Here is a 22760-nt window from a genome sequence, read left to right on the forward strand (position 1 = left end):
TTGACCGGGCGGGGAAAAAGTTTCATGCGCGTCTCATGCAGCCGTGCCATGCTCTGCGTGCAATTGTCGAGCGGCCTGCGACAGTTGACGATCTTGCAACGATTGGGGGAGTGCTGCGCAAATCTTGTGCAAGTACAGATTCGAAGCGAGCCGATTAACCGTGGATCAACCCGGGCTGCCGCTTCTGAACATCGCTGCATCACACCAAGGTCGTCCTACAAACGTCGCCCCTACCAGTGCTATTGCTGCACGGGCGCGGCGATAAACGTCGAAACGAGGAGATGTCCCATATGAAGCGTCGTCAGTTCCTGCAGGTCGCCGGTGCCGGTGCGGCCGCGTCCGCTGTCGCCATGCCGGCGGTCGCGCAGGCGAATCCCGAGGTGAAGTGGCGCCTGGCGTCGAGCTTCCCGAAATCGCTCGACACCATCTATGGCGGCGCCGAAGTCATGGCGAAGATGGTTTCCGATCTGACCGACGGCAAGTTCCAGATCCAGGTCTTCGCCGCCGGTGAGATCGTGCCGGCGCTTCAGGCGGCCGACGCGGTCACCAACAATACCGTCGAGATGGCCCATACCGTCTCGTACTACTATGTCGGCAAGGATCCGACCTTTGCGATCGCGGCTTCCGTGCCCTTCGGCCTCAACGCCCGCCAGCAGAATGCTTGGCTGTTCCAGGGCGGCGGCAACGAGCTCTTCAACGAGTTCTATAAGAAGTTCAATATCTACGGCCTGCCTTGCGGCAATACCGGCGCCCAGATGGGCGGCTGGTTCCGCAAGGAGATCAAGAGCGTTGCCGACATCAACGGCCTGAAGATGCGCATCGGCGGCATCGCCGGCTCGGTCCTGCAGAAGCTCGGCCTCGTGCCGCAGCAGATCGGCGGCGGCGACATCTACCCGGCGCTGGAGAAGGGCACGATCGACGGCGCCGAGTGGGTCGGACCGTATGACGACGAGAAGCTCGGCTTCGCCAAGGTCGCGCCGTACTACTACTATCCGGGCTTCTGGGAGGGTGGCCCCTGCGTCCACGCCTTCGTCAACCTGGAGAAGTGGAACTCCCTGCCGAAGGCGTACCAGGCTGCACTGACTGCCGCCTGCACCTATGCCAACACCCAGATGGCGGCGAAGTACGACGTGCAGAACCCGGCCGCCCTGAAGCGCCTGGTCGGCGCCGGCACGCAGCTGCGCCCGTTCCCGCAGGACGTGATGGAAGCCTCGCTCAAGGCCTCCAACGAGCTCTATGCCGAGATCTCGGCCAAGAACCCGGACTTCAAGAAGGCGATCGAAGCGATGGCCGCCTTCCGCGGCGACCAGTATCTCTGGTGGCAGGTGGCGGAGCTGACTTTCGACATCTTCCAGGTCCGCAACCGCGCCACGAAGTAATCGCCGCCGACTACGGCGAGAGCAACGAAGCCCGGCCGCACGGCCGGGCTTTTTCGTTTGGTCGGGATCATCCACCCGTGCGTCAACGCCAAGATGGGTTAGACCAAATACCTATGCAGAAACTGCATAGGCGTCATGTGCACAGCTTGCGCTTGCATCGCAGATGCCCTTTTCTGGCGCTCTTGTGCGCGAACCGGACAATACCGGCGCGCCTCAAAAGCTCTGGGAGGAGCGCCCCGAATGAAGCGTCGTCAGTTTCTGAAAGTCGCCGGTGCCGGCGGCGCCGCCAGCGTCATCGCCGCACCGGCCATTGCCCAGTCCATGCCGGAGGTGAAATGGCGCGTCACCTCCTCGTTTCCGAAATCGCTCGACACGATCTTCGGCGCCTCGGAAGTCTTGGCCAAGGCAGTCTCGGAAGCGACTGACGGCAAGTTCCAGATCCAGGTCTTTGCCGCCGGCGAGATCGTGCCGGCCCTGCAGGCGGCCGATGCCGTGACCAACGGCACAGTCGAGATGTGCCACACTGCCTCGTACTATTATGTCGGCAAGGATCCGACCTTCGCCTTCGGGACAGCAGTGCCCTTCGGCCTCAATGCCCGCCAGCAGAACGCCTGGTTCTACCATGGCGGCGGCATGGACCTGCTCAACGAGTTCTACAAGAAGCACAACATCTATGCGCTGCCGGGCGGCAATACCGGCTGCCAGATGGGCGGCTGGTTCCGCAAGGAGATCAAGACGGTCGCCGATCTCCAGGGCCTGAAGATGCGCATCGGCGGCTTTGCCGGTCAGGTCATGAGCAAGCTCGGGGTCGTGCCGCAGCAGATCGGCGGCGGCGATATCTATCCGGCGTTGGAGAAGGGCACGATCGACGCGGCCGAATGGGTCGGGCCGGCCGATGACGAGAAACTCGGCTTCAACAAGGTCGCGCCCTATTACTACTATCCCGGCTGGTGGGAAGGCGGCGCCTCGCTGCACTTCTTCCTGAACACCGCGAAATGGGACGCTCTGCCGAAGACCTACAAATCGATCCTGACCACGGCGGCTGGTCTCGCCAATATCGACATGCAGGCCAAGTACGACGCCCGCAATCCGGCCGCGCTGAAGCGCCTCGTCGGCGGCGGCGCGCAGCTGCGGCCGTTCTCGCAGGAGATTCTCGAAGCCTGCCTCAAGGCGTCCAAGGAGGTCTATGCCGAAACCAGCGCCAAGAACCCCGACTTCAAGAAGATCTACGAGGCGATGGCGGCTTTCCGCGGCGACGAATATCTCTGGTTCCAGATCGCCGAATACACCTACGACAACTTCCTGATCCGCGCCCGCGCCGCGAATATGCTCTGAGAAAAGGGGGCTTGCCGGCTCCGGCCGGCCAACTCGGCACATGCTGACCCCGGCCGTAAGGCCGGGGTTTTTACATGGTCTTCAGATGCTGCCGGCGCGCTCGATCACCAGAACCCGCGCGGGACCGACGGGATGGGCGACATGGGCATCGCCGTCCTGCGCATGGAAGATGTCGCCGGGCAGGAGGCGCTGTACGCTCTCCACGCCGCCGGCCCGGGTATGCATGTCGACCTCGCCGTCGAGCACGACGAAGACCTCCGGCCCGTCATTGACGTGCCATTTGTAGGGTTGATCGGTCCAGTGCAGCCGGATCGTGGCGTCGTCGATCCGTTCGATGTCGAGTGCCTCCCAGGCGCGACTGCCGGTGAAATCCCGCGGCTTGATCGTCCTCATCCTGATGTCTCCGGTTTGTGGAAGAGGCCCTGAATCTTCACCGATGCTGGCGCCCGTGCCATAGGCAAGACGCCGGCAGTGGTTGCGATCGGTGCTTTGCGGGAGGCTTGGCTTGCGAAACGACGGTGAGCTCGACGCCATCGACCGGAAGCTGCTCGCGCTGCTTAAGGCCAACGCCCGCGCCTCCTTCACGGCGCTGGCCCGCGACGCTGGCCTCTCGCGCACCGCGATCCAGGAGCGGATGGCGAGGCTCGAGCGCGACGGTGTCATCCTCGGCTACACCGTTCGGCTCGCCGATCTGCCGAAGGCACCGGTTACGCGCGCGATGCTCTCCCTGCGCATCCGCACGCGCCCCTGCGCAACCGTTCTCGATCGCTTCAGGCATTGGCCGGAAATCGTCGCCTGCTATTCACTGGCTGGCCCGGTCGACGCGATGCTGATCGTCGAGACGCAAGACGCGCCGGCTCTTTCGCAACTGGTCGACAGGTTGAGCGCCGTACCCGGCGTTGGCGAGATCGAGACGGCACCGATCCTGGCGGAGAGCATGAACGTGGCTGCCCTAGCCCGGCCTCGTTTGTCAGGTTAGATTGCAGGTCAATAGTCAGGGACCGAGCGCGCATGAAGCTGCCCGTTGCCATCATTGTCGCCGCCTTCGGCCTGCCGGCTCTGGCAGGCGCGCAGTCGATTGGCGAGCCGCTCCCCGGCCGCGGGCCCGCCAAGGTCAAGCCAACGGCGGCTCGCCCCGCGCCGGCGCAGGCGACGCGCCCCTGTCCGGAATACGGACCGGGCTTCGTCCGCGTCGAAGGCTCTTCTGCCTGTGTCCGCGTCGGCGGTGGTGTCCGCGTCGAGTTCGGCAAGAGTTCCAGCAACCGCCGCTACGGTTCCAACGCGGAAGCGATGGTCTATGGCGAGGCGCGCAGCGCGACCACGTTCGGCGAGATGCGCGCCGTGGTCAGCGGCCGCGCCCAGCGCGACGATAACCTGAACCAGGGCTGGCAGCGCTGGTAAACCGGCCCCCTGCGATCGCCCTGAAAACGAAAGCCCCGGATCGGCCGATCCGGGGCTTCGTCGTTTTGGCCTGTCGTCTTACTGGAGGTTCAGCGTCGGCGGGGCGTTGAGATCGAGCCCCGGCATTCCGCCGGAGCCGCCGAGCCCCGGAATGGTGATGCTGTCGAGCTGCTTGTTGATCTGCTGCTGGTCGAGCTGAATGCCCGAGCTCTTATAGTGCATCACCATCTGCGGGAAGATCACCACAAGTGCGACCATGATGCACTGGATCACCACGAAGGGCACGGCGCCCCAGTAGATCTGCCCGGTCGTCACCGGCTCCATCATCTTGCCGGTCACCTTGTCGCGATAGGGGTTCTTCGGCGCCACCGAACGCAGGAAGAACAGGGCGAAGCCGAAGGGCGGGTGCATGAACGAGGTCTGCATGTTCACGCCGAGGATGACGCCGAACCAGATCAGGTCGATGCCGAGCTTGTCCGCCGCCGGACCGAGCAGCGGCACGATGATGAAGGCCAGCTCGAAGAAGTCGAGGAAGAACGCGAGCAGGAACACCATCACGTTGACGACGATCAGGAAGCCCGTCGCGCCGCCGGGCAGTCCGACGAGCAGGTGCTCGACCCAGACATGGCCGTTGACGCCATAGAAGGTCAGCGAGAACACGCGGGCGCCGACCAGGATGAACAGCACGAAGGCAGAGAGCTTCGCGGTCGACTCCGTCGCCTGCCGGAGCAGGCTGAAGGTCATGCGCCCCTTGCCCCAGGCGAGCAGGATCGCGCCGGCAGCGCCCATCGCGCCGCCTTCGGTCGGCGTCGCGACGCCGATGAAGATCGTGCCCAGCACCAGGAAGATCAGCGCCAGCGGCGGCACCATCACGAAGACGACCTGCTCGGTCATGCGCGACAGCAGGTTGAGCTTCAGGAACTTGTTGATCAGCGCGATCACGAAGGAAACCGCAACCGCGATCGACATGGTCAGGATGACGAAGTCCGCGCCGCCATCGACCTTGGTGAAGTACTTCATGTAGGCGATGGCAATGGCGAAGGCGAGAATCGTCACCACCAGCAGCGAGCGGCGCCGCGTCACGCCGTCGGCGTCGCGCAGCGTCTGCGCCTCAGGCGGCAGGCCGGGCGCGCGCGTCGGGTTGATGATCGTGGTCAGGAAGACATAGCCGGCGTATAGACCAGCCAGCACCAGGCCGGGGATGAAGGCGCCCTCGTACATGTCGCCGACCGAGCGGCCGAGCTGGTCGGCGAGCACGATCAGCACCAGCGAGGGCGGGATGATCTGCGCCAGCGTCCCGGAGGCTGCGATCACGCCGGAGGCGAGCCGCCGGTCGTACCCATAGCGCAGCATGATCGGCAGCGAGATCAGGCCCATCGAGATGACGGAAGCCGCGACGACGCCGGTCGTGGCCGCGAGCAGCGCGCCGACGAAGATCACCGCATAGGCGAGGCCGCCGCGGATCGGCCCGAAGAGCTGGCCGATCGTGTCGAGCAGGTCCTCCGCCATGCCGGAGCGCTCGAGCACCAGGCCCATGAAGGTGAAGAACGGGATCGCCAGCAGCACGTCGTTGTTCATCGTGCCGTAGATGCGTTCCGGCAGCGCCTGCAGGAAGTTCTCCTGGAACATGCCGAGCTCGATGCCGACGAGGGCGAAGAACAGGCCGTTGGCGGCGAGCGCGAAGGCGACCGGATAGCCGAGCAGAAGGAAGAGCACGAGCGCGGCGAACATCACCGGCGCCATGTTGACGCGCAGGAAATCGCCGATGCCGGCGGCATGCGCATCGCCGGTGTGCAGGCTGAGGAAGGCGGCGGCGGTGAGCGCGAACAGCAGGACGGCGGAGCGGGCGAGGGTCATGGAGCGGGTCCGGGAAACGGCAGCTTGGCTCACGGGGCGAGACCTTCGGCCTTGGCCTGATCGAGCAGGCGCTGTGCTTCGGCTTCGGCGGCAGCGGCATGGCCGCGCACCGTCTCGTCGTCTTCGAGCTTTCCGCGCATGATTGCGATCTGCTTGATCACCTCGGAAATGCCCTGCAGCAGCAGCAGGGAGAAGCCAATGATCACTAGCCCCTTTGCCGGCCATTGCGGCAGGCCGCCGGCCGAGAGCGACTGCTCGTTGACCTGATAGGAGCGCATGAAGAACGGGCCGGAGTGATAGATCATCAGCACGCAGAACGGCAGCAGGAACAGCAGATGGCCGACCAGGTCGATCCATTGCTGGACGCGCTTCGGCAGCAGGTTGTTCACGATGTCGATGCGGATGTGCTCCTTGAGCTGCAGCGTCCAGGCGGCGCAGAGCAGGAAGACGGCGCCGAACAGCACCCATTGCAGCTCGAGCCAGGAGTTCGACGAGACGTTGAACAGCTTGCGGATGATCGCGTTCACGGTCGAGACGATGACCGCGAGGAGGATTAGCCAAGCGACCCACTGACCGATCTTGCGGTTGAGGGTGTCGATCGCGCGGCTGAAAGCCAGTGGTCCTTCCACCTCAGTCCTCCCTGAACCTTGTGGATTGTGGCCGCATCATGCGGTTAGCGAAGGGCGGTTATACCAATGCTACATGCCGTACAAGATTGCGCGGCGCAAGGCGCTGTGGATCAGTCGTTGCGCTGTCGGGGCTCGCTGCGCAATGCGAGCAGGGCGACGACGAGCATCAGCCACATCATCGCCATCAGCGCCGGCGGCCAATGCGCCACCAGCGAGCTGATCAGCACGGTGGCGAGCGCGCCCGAGCCAAGTTGGATCGCACCCGCGAGACCGGCTGCCGAGCCGGCGAGCTCGGGCCTCGCGGAGAGTGCTGCAGCGGTCGCTCCCGGCAGGGTCAGCCCGTTCCCGATCGCATTGATGGCGAGCGGCAGAAACAGGGTCAGCGGCGTCCAATAAGGTGTCAGCGAGATCGCGAACGCGACCGTCATCGCCACGAACGAAATCACCAGGCCGATCCAGGCCATCCGCGCCGTGCCGTGCCGCAGGACCAATCGGGACATCGCGAAATTGCCCACCATGTAGCCGAAGGCGTTGAGGATGAAATAGGCGCCATAGGTGTCGGAGCCGCGCCCCATCGTCTCGACCACGATGAACGGCGCCGCGGCGATGAAGGCGAAGAAGGCGGCGGAGGTCATCGCCAGCGCGATCACATTGCGGATGAAGCTGCGGTCACGCGCCAAGTCTGGAAACGCCCGGAAAATGCCGATCAGCGAGGCCCGTGCGCCGACATTCGGCGCCGTCTCGGGCAGGCGCATGCCGACGAGTACCAGCACGATCGCAGCAGCGGCCGCCATCGACCAGAAGATCATGCGCCAGCCGAAATTGGTCTCGATATGGCCGCCGAGATAGGGCGTGATCATCGGCGCCACGACCATCACCATGGTCACGGTCGCGATCTGGCGGGCGGCCTGGTCGCGGCTGGCCGTGTCGCGGATGATAGCGCGCGCGAGGGCGAAGGTGGTGCCGGCACCGGCGCCTTCGAGCACGCGTGCGAACAAGAGGGTTCCCGCGCTGTCCGCCAGAGCCCCGAGCCCCGAGCCGGCCATGAAGACTGCGGTGCCGGCCAGGACGCAGGGGCGGCGCCCGAAACGGTCGGAGAGTGGGCCGACGATGAGCTGCGTCAGCGCGACCGCCACCAGGAAGAGCGTCAGCGTCAGCTGGATTGTCGCATAGCTGGTGGCGAAGCTGCGGGCGAGCGCCGGCGTCGCCGGAGCCAGCATGTTGAGCGCGATCGGCTGCAGCGTCGAGATCGCGACGAGGACGGTGAGGGACGGTTTGGGGGTCATAGCGGCTTGTCGCCCTCAGGCTTCAGCTGCGAATCGGGTCGGACGCGCTGTCGGTGCAGCGTGTAGAGGCCGCTGCCGACGATCAGCGCGATGCCGGCGAAGGCGATCTTGTCCGGCGTCTCGCCCCAGACCAGCCAGCCGATCAGCACGGCGATAAGCACGACGGAATAGCGATAGCCGGCGACGACGCCGACATCGGTGTTGCGGAAGGCGCTGATGATACAGAAGCTGCCCGCGGTGACCAGGATGGCGGCAAGTCCGAGATAGAGCATCTCGATCCGCCAGGGCGATTGCCAGGTTTCCAGGGCGCCCATGCCGGAGGCCAGCAGCCCGACGATCATCGTCGAGACCAGGGAAATGACAGTCGACGGGACGTCGCTGCTGATGAAACGGGTCATCAGGTCGCGGATGGCGACTAGGAAGGCGCCGGCGAGCGCGATCAGCGCAGCCAAGCTGAAGCCGTCCGCGCTCGGGCGCATCACGATCAGGACGCCGATGAAGCCGACCGTCAGCGCGATCGTCCGGCGCCAGCCGACCGATTCGATCCGCAGCAGCACCGCCAGCAGGATGATCAGCAAAGGTGAGGCCATCACGATCGCCGTGATGTTGGCGAGCGGCAGCAGGCCGAGTGCCCAGATGAACGTCAGCGCGCACAGCGCTTCGACGACGCCGCGCCCCAGCACCACGGGCTTCAGACCGAGCGGCAGCTTGCGCCAGTCGCCCATCACCACGACCATCACGAGGCCCACGGCGATAGCGAAGCCGGTGCGCAGCGCTACCGCCTGCCCGGTCGGGAAGGCTTCGCGGGCGAGCTTCATCAGCGCGTCGTTGCAGCAGAAGAGCGACATCGCCATCATCATGGCGATGATGCCGCGGCGGTTTTGGGCGGCGGTGGCCAAGGCGGTTCCTGTCGAGCCCGGTAGGCTCAGGCGTCGAAGCGGGAAAGGGAGAAGGCGGAGAGGTCGAAAGCTGGGCGGCCGCTGGTCGAGAGATCGGCCAGGATTTCGCCGATCGCACTGGCGAATTTGAAGCCGTGGCCTGAGCAGGCCGAGGCGAACACCGCCTGCGGCACACCGGGCACGGCGTCGATGACGAAATCCTCGTCGGGCGAGACCGTATAGACGCAGCCCTTCGTCGTCAGCGGGTCGCCATTGGCGTCGGGGAGGTAGCGCGCCAGGCATTCGCGGATCAGGCGAATCTGGTTAGGGCTCGGCGTGCGGTCCGGTTGGCGCGGATCCATCGGTTCACGGGCAAAATGCGGCCCGCCGAGCTTGAAGCCGGGATGTTCGTAGAGCGGGAAGCCGTAGAACGTGCCTTCCTCGACGCTGAGGATAAAGACCGGGAAGGCGCCCTCGCGGAACAGCTCCGGGCGGCGCGTGGTGAACCAACCGATCGCCTGGCGCACGGTCGTCATCCGGCTTGCGAGCTCCGGCACCGCATCGGCGATCCAGCCGCCGGAGGTGATCACCAGCCGTCCGGCCGAATAGGTGCCACGCTCCGTCCGGACAGTGACACCGCCATCGGCGGTCGGCTGCCAATCGAGCATCGGCTCGCCGGTACGGATATCGGCGCCCCTGGACTGCGCCAGCCCGACATGGGCATAGATCGCCTTCTCCGAGGCAACGAATCCGCCGCCCGCCTGCCACAGGCCGATATGCCCCTCAGGCAGCTGGAAGGCCGGGAAGCGGCGGGAAATCTCGTCGCGATCGAGCACCTCGTGCTCGAGCCCATGGTCGAGGCAGGACTTCAGCGAGGACTCGACCGGTCCGAGCCCTTCAGGTGCAAGGTCGAGCGAGCCGGTGACGTGCAGGAGCTTCAGCCCGGCTGCCTCGCCGGTCTCACTCCAGAGCTGGTGCGCCCGTTTGACGATCGGCACATAGTGCGAGCCCTCGAAATAGGCGAGGCGGATGATCCGCGTCAGCCCGTGAGAGGAGCCCATCGCGTGGCCAAGGTCGAAGCGTTCGAGACCGAGCACCTTGAGGCCGCGCTTGGCCAGATGCCAGCAGGCGGCGGAGCCCATCGCACCGACGCCGGCAACGATCACGTCGTATCGCGATGAGCTCATCGAAGGTCCCTGAGGAGCCGGCTTCATCCGCCAGTCGGTTCTGCCCGCAATCTAGGCGGGCGGATGGAGCGGGTCCATCCCGCCTGGTGCGTGAGCGCCTACGCGCAGCGGGCAGGGCGGCGGCCGGGCGCAATGGAAAACTGCGCTCTGAGCGGCTGACTTCAGGCTTTTGTTAACCCTGTTGGCGGCATAGTCCGGCATCCTGTTTCGCCTCGGGAATGCCTATGCTTGCTCGCTCCGTCTGGCGCCTGTTGGGCCGCGCCGGCCCCGCTGCCGCGCCGGCTGCGTCGCAAGCCGTGGTCGAGACGCTTCAACCGCCACTGCCCGCTCCCGCCGAGACCTCGATCAGCGAAGCGATCAACGAGCTCGAGAACGATGTCGTCGCCGCGATGCGCCGTCTCAATGACGGGCTCGATCAGGCGGAGGACTGTTCCGAACGTTCCGAAGTCCGTTCCCGCGAGATCCGTGGCGGCATGGCCGAGTTGCGCGACGCGGCTGTGCAGGCAAGCGAGAACTCCTCATCGCTGGCGACGGCGACCCTGCAGGTCTCGGAGGCGGCCGAGCGGGTCGGCGCCGCAATGTCCGGCGCCCGCGACATGCTCGACAACGCCGCCGAGCGCGCTGGGGAGGCGACGGCAATGATCAACGGGCTCGCAACGGCGACCGGCGAGATCCGCTCGATCGTCGACGCCATTGCCGAGATCGCCCGCCAGACCAATCTGCTCGCCCTCAACGCCACGATCGAGGCTGCCCGCGCCGGCGAGGCCGGCCGGGGTTTCGGCGTCGTCGCGCAGGAGGTGAAATCGCTCTCGCTCGGCGTGCGGGATGCGGTCGACCATATCCGCAACCAGGTCGATCGCCTGAACCAGGCGGCGCAGGGGTCGGCCGCGGTTGTCACTGACGCGTTCCGCCTCGTCGGTGAGGTCAACCCGGTCATGGCGACCGTCGGTGAGGCCTCGCAGGAACAGGCGGCCGCGGCCGCGGAATTGTCGCGCAGCGCCGAAGCCACCGCGCGTTTCATCGAGACGGTGCGCGATCGCGTCACGCAGGTCGACCGCGTCGCGCTCGCCGCCGCTCAGGAGAATGTCGATGCGAGGCGCGCCCTCGCTGAAGGTGCACGCCAGGCGGAGGGGCTGCTGGAGCGCTTCGTGCCGACGCTGCGCCATACCGTCTTCGCCGATCGGCGCCAGCACGACCGTTTCCCGGCCGAATGCCCGGTCAGGCTCGAATTCGGCGGACGCGTCGTTGCCGGGCAAACGATCGATCTCGGCTTCGGCGGCGCGTTGCTGTCGGTCGCCGATAGGGAGCTGAAGGCGCGGACCCGGGGCACGATCGCGGTCGAGAACATGCCGCCGCTGCCTTGCCGGGTGATGGCGCGTAGCGATCTCGGGCTCCACATTGCGTTCGAACGCGGCGAGGAGGGCGCGCATGCGGCGCTGCACCGGCGGCTCGCCGAGATCGAGGACAGCTATCGCCCATTGATTGATCAGGCGCAGGAGTTCGCACATCGGGTCGCTGCTTTGCTCGAGGCGGCGTTGCGCACCGGCCGCCTGAGCGAGGATGACCTGTTCGACACCGACTATATCCCGGTCCCGGAGTCCAATCCGCGCCAGTTCGCCAATCGGGCGCTGCCCGCTCTGCAGGCGATCCTGCCGCCGGTGATGGAGCAGGCCAAGGCGAGCGATCCGCGCCTCGTCTTCACCTTGCCGATCGACCGGAACGGCTATGTCCCGGTGCATCATTCCGAGTATTCGCAGCCACAACGGCCGGAAGACCCCGATTGGGACGCAGCCTACAGCCGCGATCGCCGCATTTTCGACGATCGCGCCGGCATCACCGCCGCGCGCTCGACCCGGCCCTTCATCATCCAGTCCTATCAGCGCGACATGGGCAGCGCCGGCATTCAGCTGGTGCGCGAGGTTGACGCGCCGCTGCGTGTCGCCGGCCGCCATTGGGGCGGCGTGCGCATGGCCTATCGCATGGCATGAGGCCTCAGCCTCGTCCCGCCGCCAGGATCGCGTCGATCCAGCGCTGCGAGGTCAGGGCCTCTTCGCCGGTGACTACGGGATCGCGCTTGGCCTCGATCGCATCGAGGAAATCGGCGATCACGGCGCGGTGGGCGTCGTGCGGGAAGTCCATGATATTGGCGCCGCTGCCGGTATTGCCCTCGGCCTCGACCACCTCGGAGCGCCCGTCGAGGAAGGCGAGCTGTAGGCGCCCGCCGACCAGCGCCGCATGGCCCTTGCTGCCGATGATCTCGATGCGCTCGGGGTAGCCGGGATGGGCGGCTGTGGTGGTCACCAGCGTCGCCGGGGCGCCGTTTCCGGTTTCCAGCAGGGCGCCGACATAGTCCTCGGTCTCCATCCTGTGCAGGCCGGTGGTGCGCACCTGCGCCGCGACGACCTTCGACACGCCGACCAATGAACGGAACAGATCGAAGGAGTGGATCGCCTGCGTCAGCAGGACGCCGCCGCCATCGCGTGCCATCGTGCCGCGGCCGGGCTCGTCATAATAGCTTTGCGGCCGCCACCACGGCACCTGCAGCAGGCCCGCCTCCACCGTGCCGAGCTCGCCGCTGTCGAGCGCCGCCTTGAGCCTGAGGCTCGCCGGCCGGAAGCGGTGCTGCAGCACGACGCCGAAGGCCTTGCCCGAGGCCCGCGCCGCCGCGACCAGCTCCTCGCCGCGCGCGACCGTCAGCTCCAATGGCTTCTCGACAAGCACATGCTTGCCGGCGGCAAGGCAACGCGCCCCGACATCGCGATGGCTGGATGGCGGCGTCAGCACGATGACTGCCTCGACGCTCTGATCGGCGAGGACGACGTCGATATCGGTCGTGCCGGGGAAGGGGAACTGGCTGCGATAGGCGTCGAGCCGCTCCTGCGAGCGGCTGACGACGTGGCGGACATCGACCCGGCCGGCCAGGTCGACCAGGCTGCGCGAATGGGGCAGGGCGGCCGGCCCCAGCCCGATGACGGCGATGCCGATCTTGCGTGTCATTTGGCGTCGGTTCCTCTGATCGGCAGGCGTACGGCCCGGTCCTGCGCGTGCAGGGCGAGCCGGCAGACCGTGAACATGTGCTGCTGCGTCGCCGCCGTCTCGCTGCGATCGGCGATATCGGCGATGAGGGCGCGGAAATAGGTCAGCGGTTCGCGCGACGTGTCGATATGGCGGGTGCCGGCCTTGTCGACCAGGAAGAGATGGTCGGTGCCGGGTCGGCCGGCGATGTCGACATATTTGCGCAGCTCGATCGTCCCCTCCGTGCCGAGGATGGTGAGCCGCCCGTCGCCCCAGGTCGGCAGGCCGTCAGCGGTGAACCAGTCGACACGGATATAGCCGCCGGCCCGGTCGCTGCGCAGCAGGATCTCGCCGAAATCGTCGAAATCGGGTAGGTCCGGCACGCCGAAATGGCCGATGCCCGAGGTTGCGATCTCGGCGTCCTGCGAGCCGGTGAAGTGCAGGAACTGGTCGATCTGGTGCGAGGCGATGTCGGTCAGGATGCCGCCGAAATAGCGCTTGTCGAAGAACCAGTCCGGCCGGATCGGCCGGTTGAGCCGATGCGGGCCGAGGCCGACCGTCTGGATAACGCGCCCGATCGCACCGTCCGCGATCAGCTTGCCGGTGACGATGGTGGCGGGAACGACAAAACGCTCGGAGAAGCAGACCGAGAATATCCGCCCCGTCACCGCAACGACCCGCTCGACCTCGGCGAGCTGCTCGAAGGTGGTGACGCCCGGCTTGTCGACCATAACGTCCTTGCCCGCCCGCATCGCCCGGACCGCGAGGTTGGCCCGCTCCGAGGGGATGCCGGCGCAGACGACGAGGTCGATCGAGGGATCGTCGAGCAGCCGCTGGCTGTCCGCCTCCTTCAACTGCGGGAAACGCTCGCGGAAGCCATCGAGCACGCGCGGGTCGCTGGTCTGGGGATCGAAGCCGGCGCATTCCGCGCCGGCTTCGAGGAGACCGCCGACCATATGGTAGATATGGCGGTGGTCGAGGCCGATGGCTGCGAAGCGCATGCTATTTCGGCGCGTGGCCGACGCCGATCTCCTGATCCCAGCGCCGGAAGGCGGCGACCAGACGCTCGGGCGTCAGCGGCGGGCGGGTCGGCAGGCTGCCGATCAGCCCGTCATATTCGGGCCGGCCGTACTCCTTGATCACATCCTGGCTCTCCTGTGGGGCCATGGCGAGGGTCACGCCCTTCACGGCCGGGCCGGGATAGAAATAGCCCTTGTCGTAGGTTGCGGCCTGGGCCTCCGGCTTCAGCATGTAGGACATCAGCGCCAGGATCACCGGGACCTTCGCCGCGGCGACGCCCTTAGGGATGCACATGAACTGGGTGTCGGGAATCCAGTGCGTGTTGGCGAGGACGAAGACCTTGGCCTCCTTCGGCACGATGCCGAGCGCGCGCGGGTTGATGTCCCAGCCCAGCGTCGAGACGATGACGTCGCGGGTGCCTTCGCCGAGCTCCTTCATCGTCGGCGTGGTGCCGCCGGGATAGTAGTCGATGCCGGTGCCGAGCTCCTTGAGATAGGCCCAGCTCTTGGCCCAGCCGTTCATCGGATCGCTCGGGTCGCTGTCGCCGAGGATGTAGGGCAGGCCCTGCAGAAAGGTCCAGCCGGGGCCGGAGTTGAGCGGGCGGGCATAGGTGAAGCGGTTCTTGTTCTGCTTGACGTAGGCGAGGAACTCCTCGGCCGTCTTGGGCACGGTCTTCAATCGGTCGGCCGCATATTCGAACAGCGGGCCGGACGGCGAGTAGACCACTGCGACGCCTTCGTTCTGGCCGAAATTGCGCTGCATCATCAGCGCCTGCTCGTGATAGGTCTCTTCGGCCTTCGGCAAGGCGGCGGTGTGCGACTTCCAGACATCGATCCACAGGCCCTGCTGGATGCCATCCGACATCGCGCCCGGTCCGGTCAGTACCATGTCGATGTCGACGCGGTTGGCGTCCTGCTGCGCCTTGAGCTTGGCAGGCAGCTCCGGCGAGGGCGCGCGCGAAAAATTCAGCCGCGAGATCAGCTTGGGATTGTCCTTGGCGAATTTCTCGATCGCAGCCTGCGTCAATTGCAGATTGCCGGCGACGTCGATGATGTTGAGTGCGACCGGGCTCGCGGGCAGCGCGCCCTGGGCGAAGGCTCCGCCGGCGGAGAGCGCGGCGAGACTGGAAGCGCCGGCGATGACGCCGCGCCGTGTAATATGGCTCATGGTACCTCCCTGTGCTGGCCTGCTTTGCTGCGGCCTTGGCATGTATACTAGTACACCAGAGCCGACAGGCAAGATGCGACGAAAGCAGGGGCGGGCTGCGTGAGGTCGGAGGACGTGCTGCTCGGCAGGGATGCGCTATTCGGCGCTACTCGGATCGGTCGCCGCCCCATCCGGACGTCGAATACGACATCCCGGGCTGCTTTTCCTGAGCGCGCGAGCGTCAGTTCCGGACTCCCGAGCGACGGCGCGCCGCTCCAGAAGCCGGAGTACCTCGTCCGGGCAATCTCCTGCCCGGATGCTCGTCTTCTGGTCGCTTCCGATCTGAGGTCAGCTCGATCAGGACGAGGGCGCGGTTGATATTCTCGCGAACCATATCCAGGCAGATGGCTCCGCTCATGTGACGGCCGGAGCGACTTCGTCTGTGATCTGGCTCGTCGTCGGCCCCGACCCATGCCGCCGACCGAATGGGCATCTGTTACATGCGCGAGGCGATCGAGAGCGCACCGAAAGATGGAAAAGTCGTCATCGTCAGGGATGGCGAGAATCTGGCTTTTGATCCCGCTCACTGGGCGGGTCCATGGGTAGGGGAAAACCGCCTGTCCGACCCGGCCGTGCCGAGACGCCGGCGGGCTCCGGCGCCGGGCAGATGCCTCCTGCGAAAGGCAATGCGTCGCGCAAATCCGCGCAAGGGAGCGAGCTACCGCGTCGGCGGCGTTATATGTCATTGCTGGGCGGCGTCGCGACCGTGGCGCTCCTGCTCATCGTCGCGACCCGCGACGCAGGCCGTCCGGATCCCGTCGAGATCAGGGAGCAGGTCGTGGCGCGGGCCACCTTGCCGCCGACCTCGGCCCCGACGATCGCCCCTGCAATGCTCCGGCAGGGCACCCCGGGACCGGACGCCCGGCGATCGCTGGATGGGGAGCAGGCCGGAGCCGCAGTGCAGGAGCTGGCCGAGGCGCGGCGCGCCATCGGAGTCCTGAATTCCCAGCTCCAGGCCGAAGCCACGAAGACCGAGCAATCATTGAGCCAGGAGCGCAGCAAAGCGGCGGCTTTGATGCAGGAGGTAGTCGCCGTCCGACAGGAACTGGCCGCAAGCACGGCGCAGCATCGTCAAGCGCTCGACGACGAACGCGCACAGCGTACCGCTCTGGCGGTCGAGCTGATGGCGGCGCAGCGCGATTTCGAGGCGCAGGCGGCGCAGCTGCGCAAGGCCAGCGACGAAATAGGCCAGCTCAAGCAGGCGCAGGCCACGAGGACCGGGCAGCTATCGGAAGAGGAGCGGCAGAAAACGGCCGCCCTCATGCAGGAGGCTGCAGCGGCGCGACAGGAGCTGGCTGCGATCGCCGCGCAGCATCGCCAGGTGCTCGACCAGGAACGTGGGCAGCGTGCGGCGCTGGCGGCCGAGCTCTCGGCTGCACAGCGCGAGGTTGCGGCTCAAGGCGCGCAGTTGCGCAAGGTCAGCGACGAGACCGGCCAGCTCAGGCTGGCGGAAGCCGCGAAGACGGCGCAGTCTCTGGAACAGGAGCGGCAGAAGACGGCTGCCCTCACACAGGCCGCGGCGGCGCGGCAGGCGTTGAGCTTGAACGTGGCGCAACATCGTCAGGCCCTCGACGACGAGCGCGTGCAGCGTACCGCGCTGGCCGCCGAACTGGCGGCAGCGCGGCGTGATGTCGAGGCGCAGGCTGCGCAATTGCGCAAGGCCGGCGACGAGGCCGGCCAGCTCAGGCAGGCCGAGGCTGCAAAGGCCGTGCACGCCCTGGAGCAGGAGCGGCAGAAGACGGCTGCGCTCGCGCAGCAGGCCGCAGCCGTGCGCCAGGCATTGGCTGCAAGCACGGCGCAGCATCGTCAAGCCCTCGATGACGAGCGCGCGCAGCGGACCACGCTGGCCGCCGAACTGTCGGTGGCGCAGCGCGAGATCGCGGCCCAGTCGGCGCAGTTGCGCAAGGCGAACGGTGAAACAGAACAGTTCAGGCAGGCAACCGAGGCCACGATCGCAGAAGTGCGCCAGGCCCTGCAGCAGGAGCGCGACCGGTCAGCCGCCATCGCCGAGGAACTCGCTTCCGTACGAGCCGCGAGCACAAGGCCTGCTCCGACGGAACAGAAGCCGGTCGAAGCGCCGACCATCGTCGCGACGCCACAACTGGTAGGCGCAGAGGCCCGGAGCAGCCCGGAGGCAGCGCGGCTGATCGCCCGGGCCAGCGCGCTGCTCGGTCAGGGCGATATCGGTTCTGCCCGGATCGTGCTCGAGCGCGCGGCCGAAATGGGCAACGCCCGGGCGAGCTTCATGCTCGCGGAGACCTACGATCCCCGCATCCTGTCCGCCTGGGGCACCTATGGCACACGCGGCGAGGTGACGAGGGCGCGCGAACTCTATGCGAAGGCGCAGATCGGCGGCATCCGCGAGGCCAAGGAGCGCGTCGATGCCTTGCCGCAGTGACGCCTGAGGCCGCCGACCGGCGGGCCAATGGTCAGGCCAAAAGGAGATGAGCGGATGAACACGCCTTCGGGACGGCATCTGCTGCTGTTGATCGGACTGGCCGGGCTTGTTCCAGCGCTCGAGCCGGCTGGTCTGCAGGCACAGACACCCCAGATGAGCGCTGCGAGCGCCGCCCCGCCGCGGCGCGCCCGTCCGGCCGCGACGGAACAGGACAAGATCAACGCCTGGACGGTCGGCCTTGCCGCGGGGCTGCTCGAAGGTGCGCCGCTGCGTCTGGGGGCGGAGATGGCCCGCGTCGTCGACGATGGGCCGAACCTGCATGTGCTGCCGATCGTCACCCGCGGGGCCACAGAGAACCTGAACTCGCTGCTCTATCTGCGCGGCATCGACGCGGCGATCATCAACTCCGATGCGCTGGAAGAGTACAAGGCCCAGATGCCGCAGATTCGGCGCAAGATCACCTATGTGCTCAATCTCTTCCCCTCGGAACTGCATGTCTTCGTCCGGCCCGAGATCCAGAGCCTTCAGGACCTCGCCGGCAAGAAGGTGAACTTCAACACGCTCGGCACGGCTGCCGCCTATTCGGGGCCGCTGATCTTCAGCCGTCTCGGCGTCAACGCCGAAAACACCTTCATTCCGCATCAGGTCGCGCTCGAGCAGATGCGCAAGGGCGAGATGGCGGCCGTCGTCTTCATCACCTCGAAACCGGTCGACGCATTCGTGCGCGGGCGCTTCGAGCCCGGCTTCAAGTTCCTTTCGGTGCCGTACGACAGCAAGTTCGAGGACTACTACCTGCCGGCGGTGCTGGAGGCCGGCGAGTATCCCGGTCTCATCAAGGCGGGCGAGCGTGTGTCGACGATCGCGGTGCCGACTGCTTTGGTCGCATTCAACTGGGCTCCCCAGACCAATCGTTATGAGCGTGTCGCCCGCTTCGTCGACACCCTGTTCAGCCGTATCGAGAAGCTGCAGTCCCCTGGCTTCGACGCGAAATGGAAGTCGATCAATCTCGCTGCGACCGTCCCCGGCCTCGACCGCTTCCCGGCGGCGCAGGAATGGCTGGATCGCAAGGGGCAGACGCAACGTGCGAGCCGATGAAACTGATCATGCTCTCCGTCGCCTTCGAGATCGCGAGCAGGATCGCCTTCGCGCAGGGCGCGCCCGATCCAATGGCGCAGCTTCGCGCCTGCTCGCTGCTCGACCCGGCGGATCGCCAGGCCTGTTTGAACAAGCTGCCGCAGCCGGTGAAGGTACCTGATCGACCGGCGGGCAGCGGCGAAGCCTGGGTGATCAGCGAGACCACCTCGCCGGTCGACTATACGCCGATTGTCACCGCCACCGCGTTTTCCCGCGGCAGTGCCGACAGCCCTCTGAAGCAGCTCTCAGTTCACTGCCGCGGTGGCCGGACCGAGATGGTGGTCGGTGGACCAGCCGTCTCCGATGGCGGCGTCGACTACGCCCTGTCCTACCGCCTCGATGACAGCCCGCCCGTGCAGGTCGCAGCCGGCCGGCCTTCGTTCGGAAGCGGCGTGGCATTCAGGGGCGATGTCGTGGGCCTGCTGCTGTCGCTCCCGGCGGACGGCAGTATCTCCATCCGCCTCTCGGCGCGAACCGGCGCCGTCCATGATGGGCATTTTTCCCTCGCCGGCCTGAAGGCAGCGCGGGACAGGGTCGCAGCAGCCTGCAAATGGCCGCGCACCGTCGCCAAACCACGTAGCGAATAGACCTCGAACTCATGGGTGGAATGTGATGACGATCAGGCTCAAAGACTTCGTCTGCGCCGCCTTGGCGACTGGCGCCGCGCTGTCCATCGCCGTTTCGCCTTCGGCGGCACAGGGCACGAAGCAGAGTTCGGTGCAGGCGCCGAAGCCGCCCATGGTCGAACGCAAGCCGCATCGCCTCATCCTGCAGGTGAACACGAACGAAGCTGCGATGATGAACCTCGCGCTCAACAACGCGGCGAACGTGGCGCAGTACTACCAGGACCTCGGCGAGAAGGTGGAGATCGAGGTCGTCACCTTCGGCCCCGGCCTGCACATGCTGCGCGACGACACCTCACCGGTGAAGGCGCGGATCAAGGCGATGACGGCAAGCACGCCGGCGATCTCTTTCAAGGCCTGCGGCAACACACAAGGCAACATGAGCAAGGCCGAGAACAAGGAGATCGCGCTCATTCCCGAGGCGTCGGTGGTGAAATCCGGCGTCGTCCGAGTCATCGAGTTGCAAGAGAAAGGCTGGACCTATGTCCGGCCATGATCGGCCGCGGCCTAACCAGGCACCCGCGCACGTGAAGCGGACATCTGGAAGACCCGGAATGGGCCACGAACAGTTGCGACTCTAGCCAAGGTCGCGCAACGCCCTCGGTTTCGGACAAGCTGCGCGATGCCGTCAGCCGCAGCCCCATCCTCAGCCGCCCCTCATGCTCATATGCCGGCCGACCGCGGCGCGGGCCGGCACATCGTGGCAGCTTTCGAATTTGCCACAGACCCCTGCAATGTCGACAGCGTTCGAGATGAACGCTACGTCATCACAGGGGCGGCAACCGGGTATGGGAATGCGCGAAGCAGGGATCAGCCTGGCTGGTACGCTCATTGTGTTCTTTGCCCGCTTCATCACGGCGGTCCGCGGACGATGGGACGGCGTCGCGCCGACCGACGAGCAACGAATTTATTTCGCCAATCATGCCAGCCACGGCGATTTCGTCCTGATCTGGACCGTGTTGCCGCGCCGCATGCGATTTGCGACCCGGCCGGTCGCCGGGAGCGATTACTGGCTGAAGGGCAGCCTTCGGCGCTTCATCGGCCGCGATGTCTTCAATGCCGTTCTGATCGATCGCGATCCAGCGACTCGAACGAGTGACCCGGTCGTCCAGATGACCGGGGCGCTCGATGCCGGCTCCTCTCTCATCGTGTTCCCGGAAGGCACGCGCAACACCACCGATGCGCGGCTCCTGCCGTTCAAGAGCGGTCTGTTCCATCTGGCGCAGGCGCGGCCGAACGTGGCCCTCGTGCCGGTGTGGATCGACAATCTCAACCGCGTCATGCCCAAGGGCGAGTTCGTGCCGGTGCCGCTGATCTGCACGGTCACCTTTGGCGCCGCGCTTTCCCTCACCGAGGCCGAGACGAAGCAGGATTTCCTGGCCAGGGCAGAGGCGGCGCTGCTCGCTCTGTCACCAAAGGCGAGCACGCCATGACGATGCCGCATCCCGATCTCGTGGCCGTGCTGGCAGGCCTGCTCGCCGTCCTGATCGCCGCGTCCGCGATCGGCTACGCTCTGCAGCGCAGGCTGTCGCCGGATGGCTCGAACGCCGTGGTCGAGAACCTCAACGACCGCATCCGCGCCTGGTGGATCATGGTCGTGCTGATGGGGCTCGCGCTGATCGGCGGCAAGACCGGCGTGACCCTGCTCTTCGCCTTCTGCTCCTTCGCAGCCCTGCGTGAGTTCATCACGCTGACGAATACGCGCCGTGCCGACCATTGGGCGCTGGCGGCCGGCTTCTTCATCATGCTGCCGGTGCAGTATTACCTGATCTGGATCGAGTGGTACGGGCTCTATTCGATCTTCATCCCCGTCTACGCGTTCCTGCTCATGCCGATCATCGCGGCGGCGCGCGGCGACACCGAGCATTTTCTGGTGCGCATCGCCGAAGTTCAGTGGGCGCTGATGATCTGCGTCTTCTGCACCTCGCATGTGCCGGCGCTGCTCAGCCTCGACATTCCCGGCTATCAGGGGCGCAATGTGCTCCTGATCGCCTTTCTCGTCATCGTCGTGCAGATGAGCGATGTGCTGCAGTACGTGTGGGGCAAGCTTCTCGGCCGCACCAAGATCGCGCCCAGGCTGTCGCCGTCCAAGACGGTCGAGGGTTTCGTTGGCGGTGCGCTCAGCGCCACCGCCGTCGGTGCCGGATTGTCCTGGATGACGCCGTTCACGCCGCTGCAGGCCGCTTTCCTGGCCCTGGTCATCGTCGTGATGGGCTTCTTCGGCGGGCTCGTCATGTCGGCGATCAAGCGCGATCGCGGCATCAAGGATTGGGGCCACCTGATCGCCGGCCATGGCGGCTTCCTCGACCGGCTCGATTCGGTGGTGTTCTCCGCTCCGATCTTCTTCCACCTCGTCCGCTACGGCTGGTCGACCACGTGAGCGCGCCACTCGCGCGCCTGATGCGAAGCAGCATCGTGCATGTCGCCTTCGCCTTCATCGCCATGGGGAGCTGGGCGATTTTCGCCAACCGTGCCCATCCGATGCCGGCACCGCTCATCGCCGGGCTGATTCAGGGCACGCTGTCGGCCGGCATCACCCTCGTCCTGAAACGGGGTATCGAAGAGCTGGCCAGGCGCTTCTCCGGGCTGACCGCGCTTCTGGCTCCGCCAGCGATCGCCGGGCTGGTCTCCGCGAGCGTGCTGACCATCATCCACACGCTCGGCGGCACGCCGGAAATCGGCAGGACGATCGCCGTACCGCTGACCGTCGCGACGAGCTATGCGGCGCTCTACAATTTCTCGCTGTGGCGCAGCAGGAAGGCGATGAACCATGGCGCAGGATGACGATCGGCGGCCGCTCGCGAGCCGCGATTCCGGCTGGGCCCGGGGCATTGCGCGCCGGCTGAGCGCCACCGGTATCACGCCCAACCAGATCTCGATGGCGAGCATGGTGATGGCGGCTTTCGCCGGCACCGCCTTCTGGCTCGCAGGCACGGCGGCTCCCGGCCCGCGTGCCGCGCTGCTTCTCGCCGCAGCCCTGTTCTGCCAGTTCAGATTGCTCTGCAATCTCTTCGATGGAATGGTGGCGATCGAGGGCGGCAAGCAGGCTGCGGACGGGCCGTTCTGGAACGAGTTTCCCGATCGCGTCGCCGATATCCTCATTCTCACTGGCGCGGGCTACGGCGCCGGCGTGCCGGCCTTGGGGTGGGCGGCTGCCGGCCTTGCCGTGCTGACGGCCTATACCCGCGAGCTTGGACGCAATTGCGGGCTGCCGGCCGACTTCTCCGGCCCGATGGCGAAGCAGCACCGCATGGCGACGATCACGGCGGCGGCGCTCCTGGCGCTGCTGGAGCCGCTTTGGCGAGGCCAGAACCAGGTGCTGGTCATCGCGCTCTGGCTGATCACGGTGGGGGCCGCAGTGACCGCTCTCAGGCGGGCCACGAACATCGTCCGCGGTTTGCGCGCCCGCTGA

At 66.4% G+C, this 22760-nt stretch carries 22 protein-coding genes; 13 read left to right on the top strand and 9 right to left on the bottom strand.

The features are described 5' to 3' along the window. Positions 1 to 290 precede the first annotated feature (290 nt). Both QO058_RS25870 and QO058_RS25875 read left to right on the top strand, forming a co-directional pair. Positions 291 to 1379, top strand: coding sequence for a TRAP transporter substrate-binding protein (locus tag QO058_RS25870; protein ID WP_284169080.1), 1089 nt, complete (start codon positions 291 to 293; stop codon positions 1377 to 1379). 240 nt (positions 1380 to 1619) lie between these two features. Then, on the top strand, positions 1620 to 2714 hold the full coding sequence (locus QO058_RS25875; RefSeq protein WP_284169081.1) for a TRAP transporter substrate-binding protein: 1095 nt from the start codon (positions 1620 to 1622) through the stop codon (positions 2712 to 2714). An 81-nt stretch (positions 2715 to 2795) separates the two neighbouring features. Here the strand turns inward: QO058_RS25875 and QO058_RS25880 are convergent, their stop codons facing one another. Beyond that, positions 2796 to 3107, bottom strand: coding sequence for a cupin (locus QO058_RS25880; protein ID WP_284169082.1), 312 nt, complete (start codon positions 3105 to 3107; stop codon positions 2796 to 2798). Between the two features lie 112 nt (positions 3108 to 3219). Here QO058_RS25880 and QO058_RS25885 point away from each other — a divergent pair, with 112 nt between their 5' ends. Further along, positions 3220 to 3693, top strand: coding sequence for an Lrp/AsnC family transcriptional regulator (locus QO058_RS25885; protein WP_284169083.1), 474 nt, complete (start codon positions 3220 to 3222; stop codon positions 3691 to 3693). A gap of 32 nt (positions 3694 to 3725) precedes the next feature. Continuing rightward, positions 3726 to 4115: a porin gene (locus QO058_RS25890; RefSeq protein WP_284169084.1), complete on the top strand. Its 390-nt coding sequence runs from the start codon at positions 3726 to 3728 to the stop codon at positions 4113 to 4115. Between the two features lie 78 nt (positions 4116 to 4193). Here QO058_RS25890 and QO058_RS25895 read toward each other — a convergent pair whose 3' ends face one another. The 5 genes from QO058_RS25895 to solA all read right to left on the bottom strand — a co-directional run bounded on the left by QO058_RS25895 (position 4194) and on the right by solA (position 9952). Next, positions 4194 to 5858, bottom strand: coding sequence for a TRAP transporter large permease (locus tag QO058_RS25895; RefSeq protein WP_432212083.1), 1665 nt, complete (start codon positions 5856 to 5858; stop codon positions 4194 to 4196). A gap of 143 nt (positions 5859 to 6001) precedes the next feature. Next, positions 6002 to 6601, bottom strand: coding sequence for a TRAP transporter small permease subunit (locus QO058_RS25900; RefSeq protein ID WP_284169086.1), 600 nt, complete (start codon positions 6599 to 6601; stop codon positions 6002 to 6004). A gap of 110 nt (positions 6602 to 6711) precedes the next feature. Beyond that, on the bottom strand, positions 6712 to 7887 hold the full coding sequence (locus QO058_RS25905; protein ID WP_284169087.1) for a multidrug effflux MFS transporter: 1176 nt from the start codon (positions 7885 to 7887) through the stop codon (positions 6712 to 6714). After that, entirely contained in the window at positions 7884 to 8786 is a 903-nt protein-coding gene (locus QO058_RS25910; RefSeq protein WP_284169088.1) for a DMT family transporter, read from the bottom strand. The genes QO058_RS25905 and QO058_RS25910 overlap by 4 nt, the downstream gene beginning before the upstream one ends. 26 nt (positions 8787 to 8812) lie before the next feature. Then, positions 8813 to 9952, bottom strand: coding sequence for an N-methyl-L-tryptophan oxidase (solA, locus tag QO058_RS25915; RefSeq protein WP_284169089.1), 1140 nt, complete (start codon positions 9950 to 9952; stop codon positions 8813 to 8815). Between the two features lie 224 nt (positions 9953 to 10176). Here solA and QO058_RS25920 point away from each other — a divergent pair, with 224 nt between their 5' ends. Next, on the top strand, positions 10177 to 11940 hold the full coding sequence (locus QO058_RS25920; protein WP_284169090.1) for a methyl-accepting chemotaxis protein: 1764 nt from the start codon (positions 10177 to 10179) through the stop codon (positions 11938 to 11940). Positions 11941 to 11944: 4 nt separating this feature from the next. On the opposite strand, the gene QO058_RS25925 is transcribed toward QO058_RS25920, so the two are convergent. From QO058_RS25925 to QO058_RS25935, 3 genes are read right to left on the bottom strand one after another with little or no spacing between them, the layout of a single operon-like run. Continuing rightward, positions 11945 to 12949: a Gfo/Idh/MocA family protein gene (locus QO058_RS25925; RefSeq protein ID WP_284169091.1), complete on the bottom strand. Its 1005-nt coding sequence runs from the start codon at positions 12947 to 12949 to the stop codon at positions 11945 to 11947. Next, positions 12946 to 13968, bottom strand: coding sequence for a Gfo/Idh/MocA family protein (locus QO058_RS25930; protein WP_284169092.1), 1023 nt, complete (start codon positions 13966 to 13968; stop codon positions 12946 to 12948). Before QO058_RS25930 ends, QO058_RS25925 begins: the two co-directional genes overlap by 4 nt. Before the next feature lies 1 nt (position 13969). Then, positions 13970 to 15154: an extracellular solute-binding protein gene (locus tag QO058_RS25935; RefSeq protein WP_284169093.1), complete on the bottom strand. Its 1185-nt coding sequence runs from the start codon at positions 15152 to 15154 to the stop codon at positions 13970 to 13972. 724 nt (positions 15155 to 15878) lie between these two features. Here QO058_RS25935 and QO058_RS25940 point away from each other — a divergent pair. From QO058_RS25940 to QO058_RS25975, 8 genes are all read left to right on the top strand, one after another. Next, positions 15879 to 17591: a coiled-coil domain-containing protein gene (locus QO058_RS25940; protein WP_284169094.1), complete on the top strand. Its 1713-nt coding sequence runs from the start codon at positions 15879 to 15881 to the stop codon at positions 17589 to 17591. Positions 17592 to 17645: 54 nt separating this feature from the next. After that, entirely contained in the window at positions 17646 to 18686 is a 1041-nt protein-coding gene (locus QO058_RS25945; protein ID WP_284169095.1) for a TAXI family TRAP transporter solute-binding subunit, read from the top strand. Continuing rightward, positions 18683 to 19312, top strand: coding sequence for a hypothetical protein (locus QO058_RS25950; protein WP_284169096.1), 630 nt, complete (start codon positions 18683 to 18685; stop codon positions 19310 to 19312). The genes QO058_RS25945 and QO058_RS25950 overlap by 4 nt, the downstream gene beginning before the upstream one ends. Before the next feature lie 25 nt (positions 19313 to 19337). Beyond that, a complete protein-coding gene (locus QO058_RS25955) occupies positions 19338 to 19844 on the top strand; it encodes a DsrE family protein (protein WP_284169097.1) in 507 nt (168 codons plus the stop codon). A 298-nt stretch (positions 19845 to 20142) separates the two neighbouring features. Then, entirely contained in the window at positions 20143 to 20781 is a 639-nt protein-coding gene (locus QO058_RS25960) for a lysophospholipid acyltransferase family protein (protein WP_284169098.1), read from the top strand. Beyond that, on the top strand, positions 20778 to 21728 hold the full coding sequence (locus QO058_RS25965; protein WP_284169099.1) for a phosphatidate cytidylyltransferase: 951 nt from the start codon (positions 20778 to 20780) through the stop codon (positions 21726 to 21728). Before QO058_RS25960 ends, QO058_RS25965 begins: the two co-directional genes overlap by 4 nt. Next, the gene (locus tag QO058_RS25970) at positions 21725 to 22132 is read left to right on the top strand and encodes a hypothetical protein (protein ID WP_284169100.1); all 408 of its coding nucleotides are present in this window, start codon (positions 21725 to 21727) and stop codon (positions 22130 to 22132) included. The genes QO058_RS25965 and QO058_RS25970 overlap by 4 nt, the downstream gene beginning before the upstream one ends. After that, positions 22119 to 22760 (top strand): CDP-alcohol phosphatidyltransferase family protein, encoded by a 642-nt coding sequence (locus tag QO058_RS25975; protein WP_284169102.1) that lies wholly within the window; start codon positions 22119 to 22121, stop codon positions 22758 to 22760. The genes QO058_RS25970 and QO058_RS25975 overlap by 14 nt, the downstream gene beginning before the upstream one ends.

This window comes from Bosea vestrisii (assembly GCF_030144325.1).
Classification (GTDB): domain Bacteria; phylum Pseudomonadota; class Alphaproteobacteria; order Rhizobiales; family Beijerinckiaceae; genus Allobosea; species Allobosea vestrisii_A.

Bases quoted from the DNA above. Each gene is read 5' to 3' on its own strand.
- QO058_RS25870 (WP_284169080.1), top strand. From the start codon at position 291: ATGAAGCGTCGTCAGTTCCTGCAGGTCGCCGGTGCCGGTGCGGCCGCG.
- QO058_RS25875 (WP_284169081.1), top strand. From the start codon at position 1,620: ATGAAGCGTCGTCAGTTTCTGAAAGTCGCCGGTGCCGGCGGCGCCGCC.
- QO058_RS25880 (WP_284169082.1), bottom strand. From the start codon at position 3,107: ATGAGGACGATCAAGCCGCGGGATTTCACCGGCAGTCGCGCCTGGGAG.
- QO058_RS25890 (WP_284169084.1), top strand. From the start codon at position 3,726: ATGAAGCTGCCCGTTGCCATCATTGTCGCCGCCTTCGGCCTGCCGGCT.
- QO058_RS25895 (WP_432212083.1), bottom strand. From the start codon at position 5,858: ATGGCGCCGGTGATGTTCGCCGCGCTCGTGCTCTTCCTTCTGCTCGGC.
- QO058_RS25905 (WP_284169087.1), bottom strand. From the start codon at position 7,887: ATGACCCCCAAACCGTCCCTCACCGTCCTCGTCGCGATCTCGACGCTG.
- solA (WP_284169089.1), bottom strand. From the start codon at position 9,952: ATGAGCTCATCGCGATACGACGTGATCGTTGCCGGCGTCGGTGCGATG.
- QO058_RS25920 (WP_284169090.1), top strand. From the start codon at position 10,177: ATGCTTGCTCGCTCCGTCTGGCGCCTGTTGGGCCGCGCCGGCCCCGCT.
- QO058_RS25925 (WP_284169091.1), bottom strand. From the start codon at position 12,949: ATGACACGCAAGATCGGCATCGCCGTCATCGGGCTGGGGCCGGCCGCC.
- QO058_RS25930 (WP_284169092.1), bottom strand. From the start codon at position 13,968: ATGCGCTTCGCAGCCATCGGCCTCGACCACCGCCATATCTACCATATG.
- QO058_RS25935 (WP_284169093.1), bottom strand. From the start codon at position 15,154: ATGAGCCATATTACACGGCGCGGCGTCATCGCCGGCGCTTCCAGTCTC.
- QO058_RS25945 (WP_284169095.1), top strand. From the start codon at position 17,646: ATGAACACGCCTTCGGGACGGCATCTGCTGCTGTTGATCGGACTGGCC.
- QO058_RS25950 (WP_284169096.1), top strand. From the start codon at position 18,683: ATGAAACTGATCATGCTCTCCGTCGCCTTCGAGATCGCGAGCAGGATC.
- QO058_RS25955 (WP_284169097.1), top strand. From the start codon at position 19,338: ATGACGATCAGGCTCAAAGACTTCGTCTGCGCCGCCTTGGCGACTGGC.
- QO058_RS25960 (WP_284169098.1), top strand. From the start codon at position 20,143: ATGCGCGAAGCAGGGATCAGCCTGGCTGGTACGCTCATTGTGTTCTTT.
- QO058_RS25965 (WP_284169099.1), top strand. From the start codon at position 20,778: ATGACGATGCCGCATCCCGATCTCGTGGCCGTGCTGGCAGGCCTGCTC.
- QO058_RS25975 (WP_284169102.1), top strand. From the start codon at position 22,119: ATGGCGCAGGATGACGATCGGCGGCCGCTCGCGAGCCGCGATTCCGGC.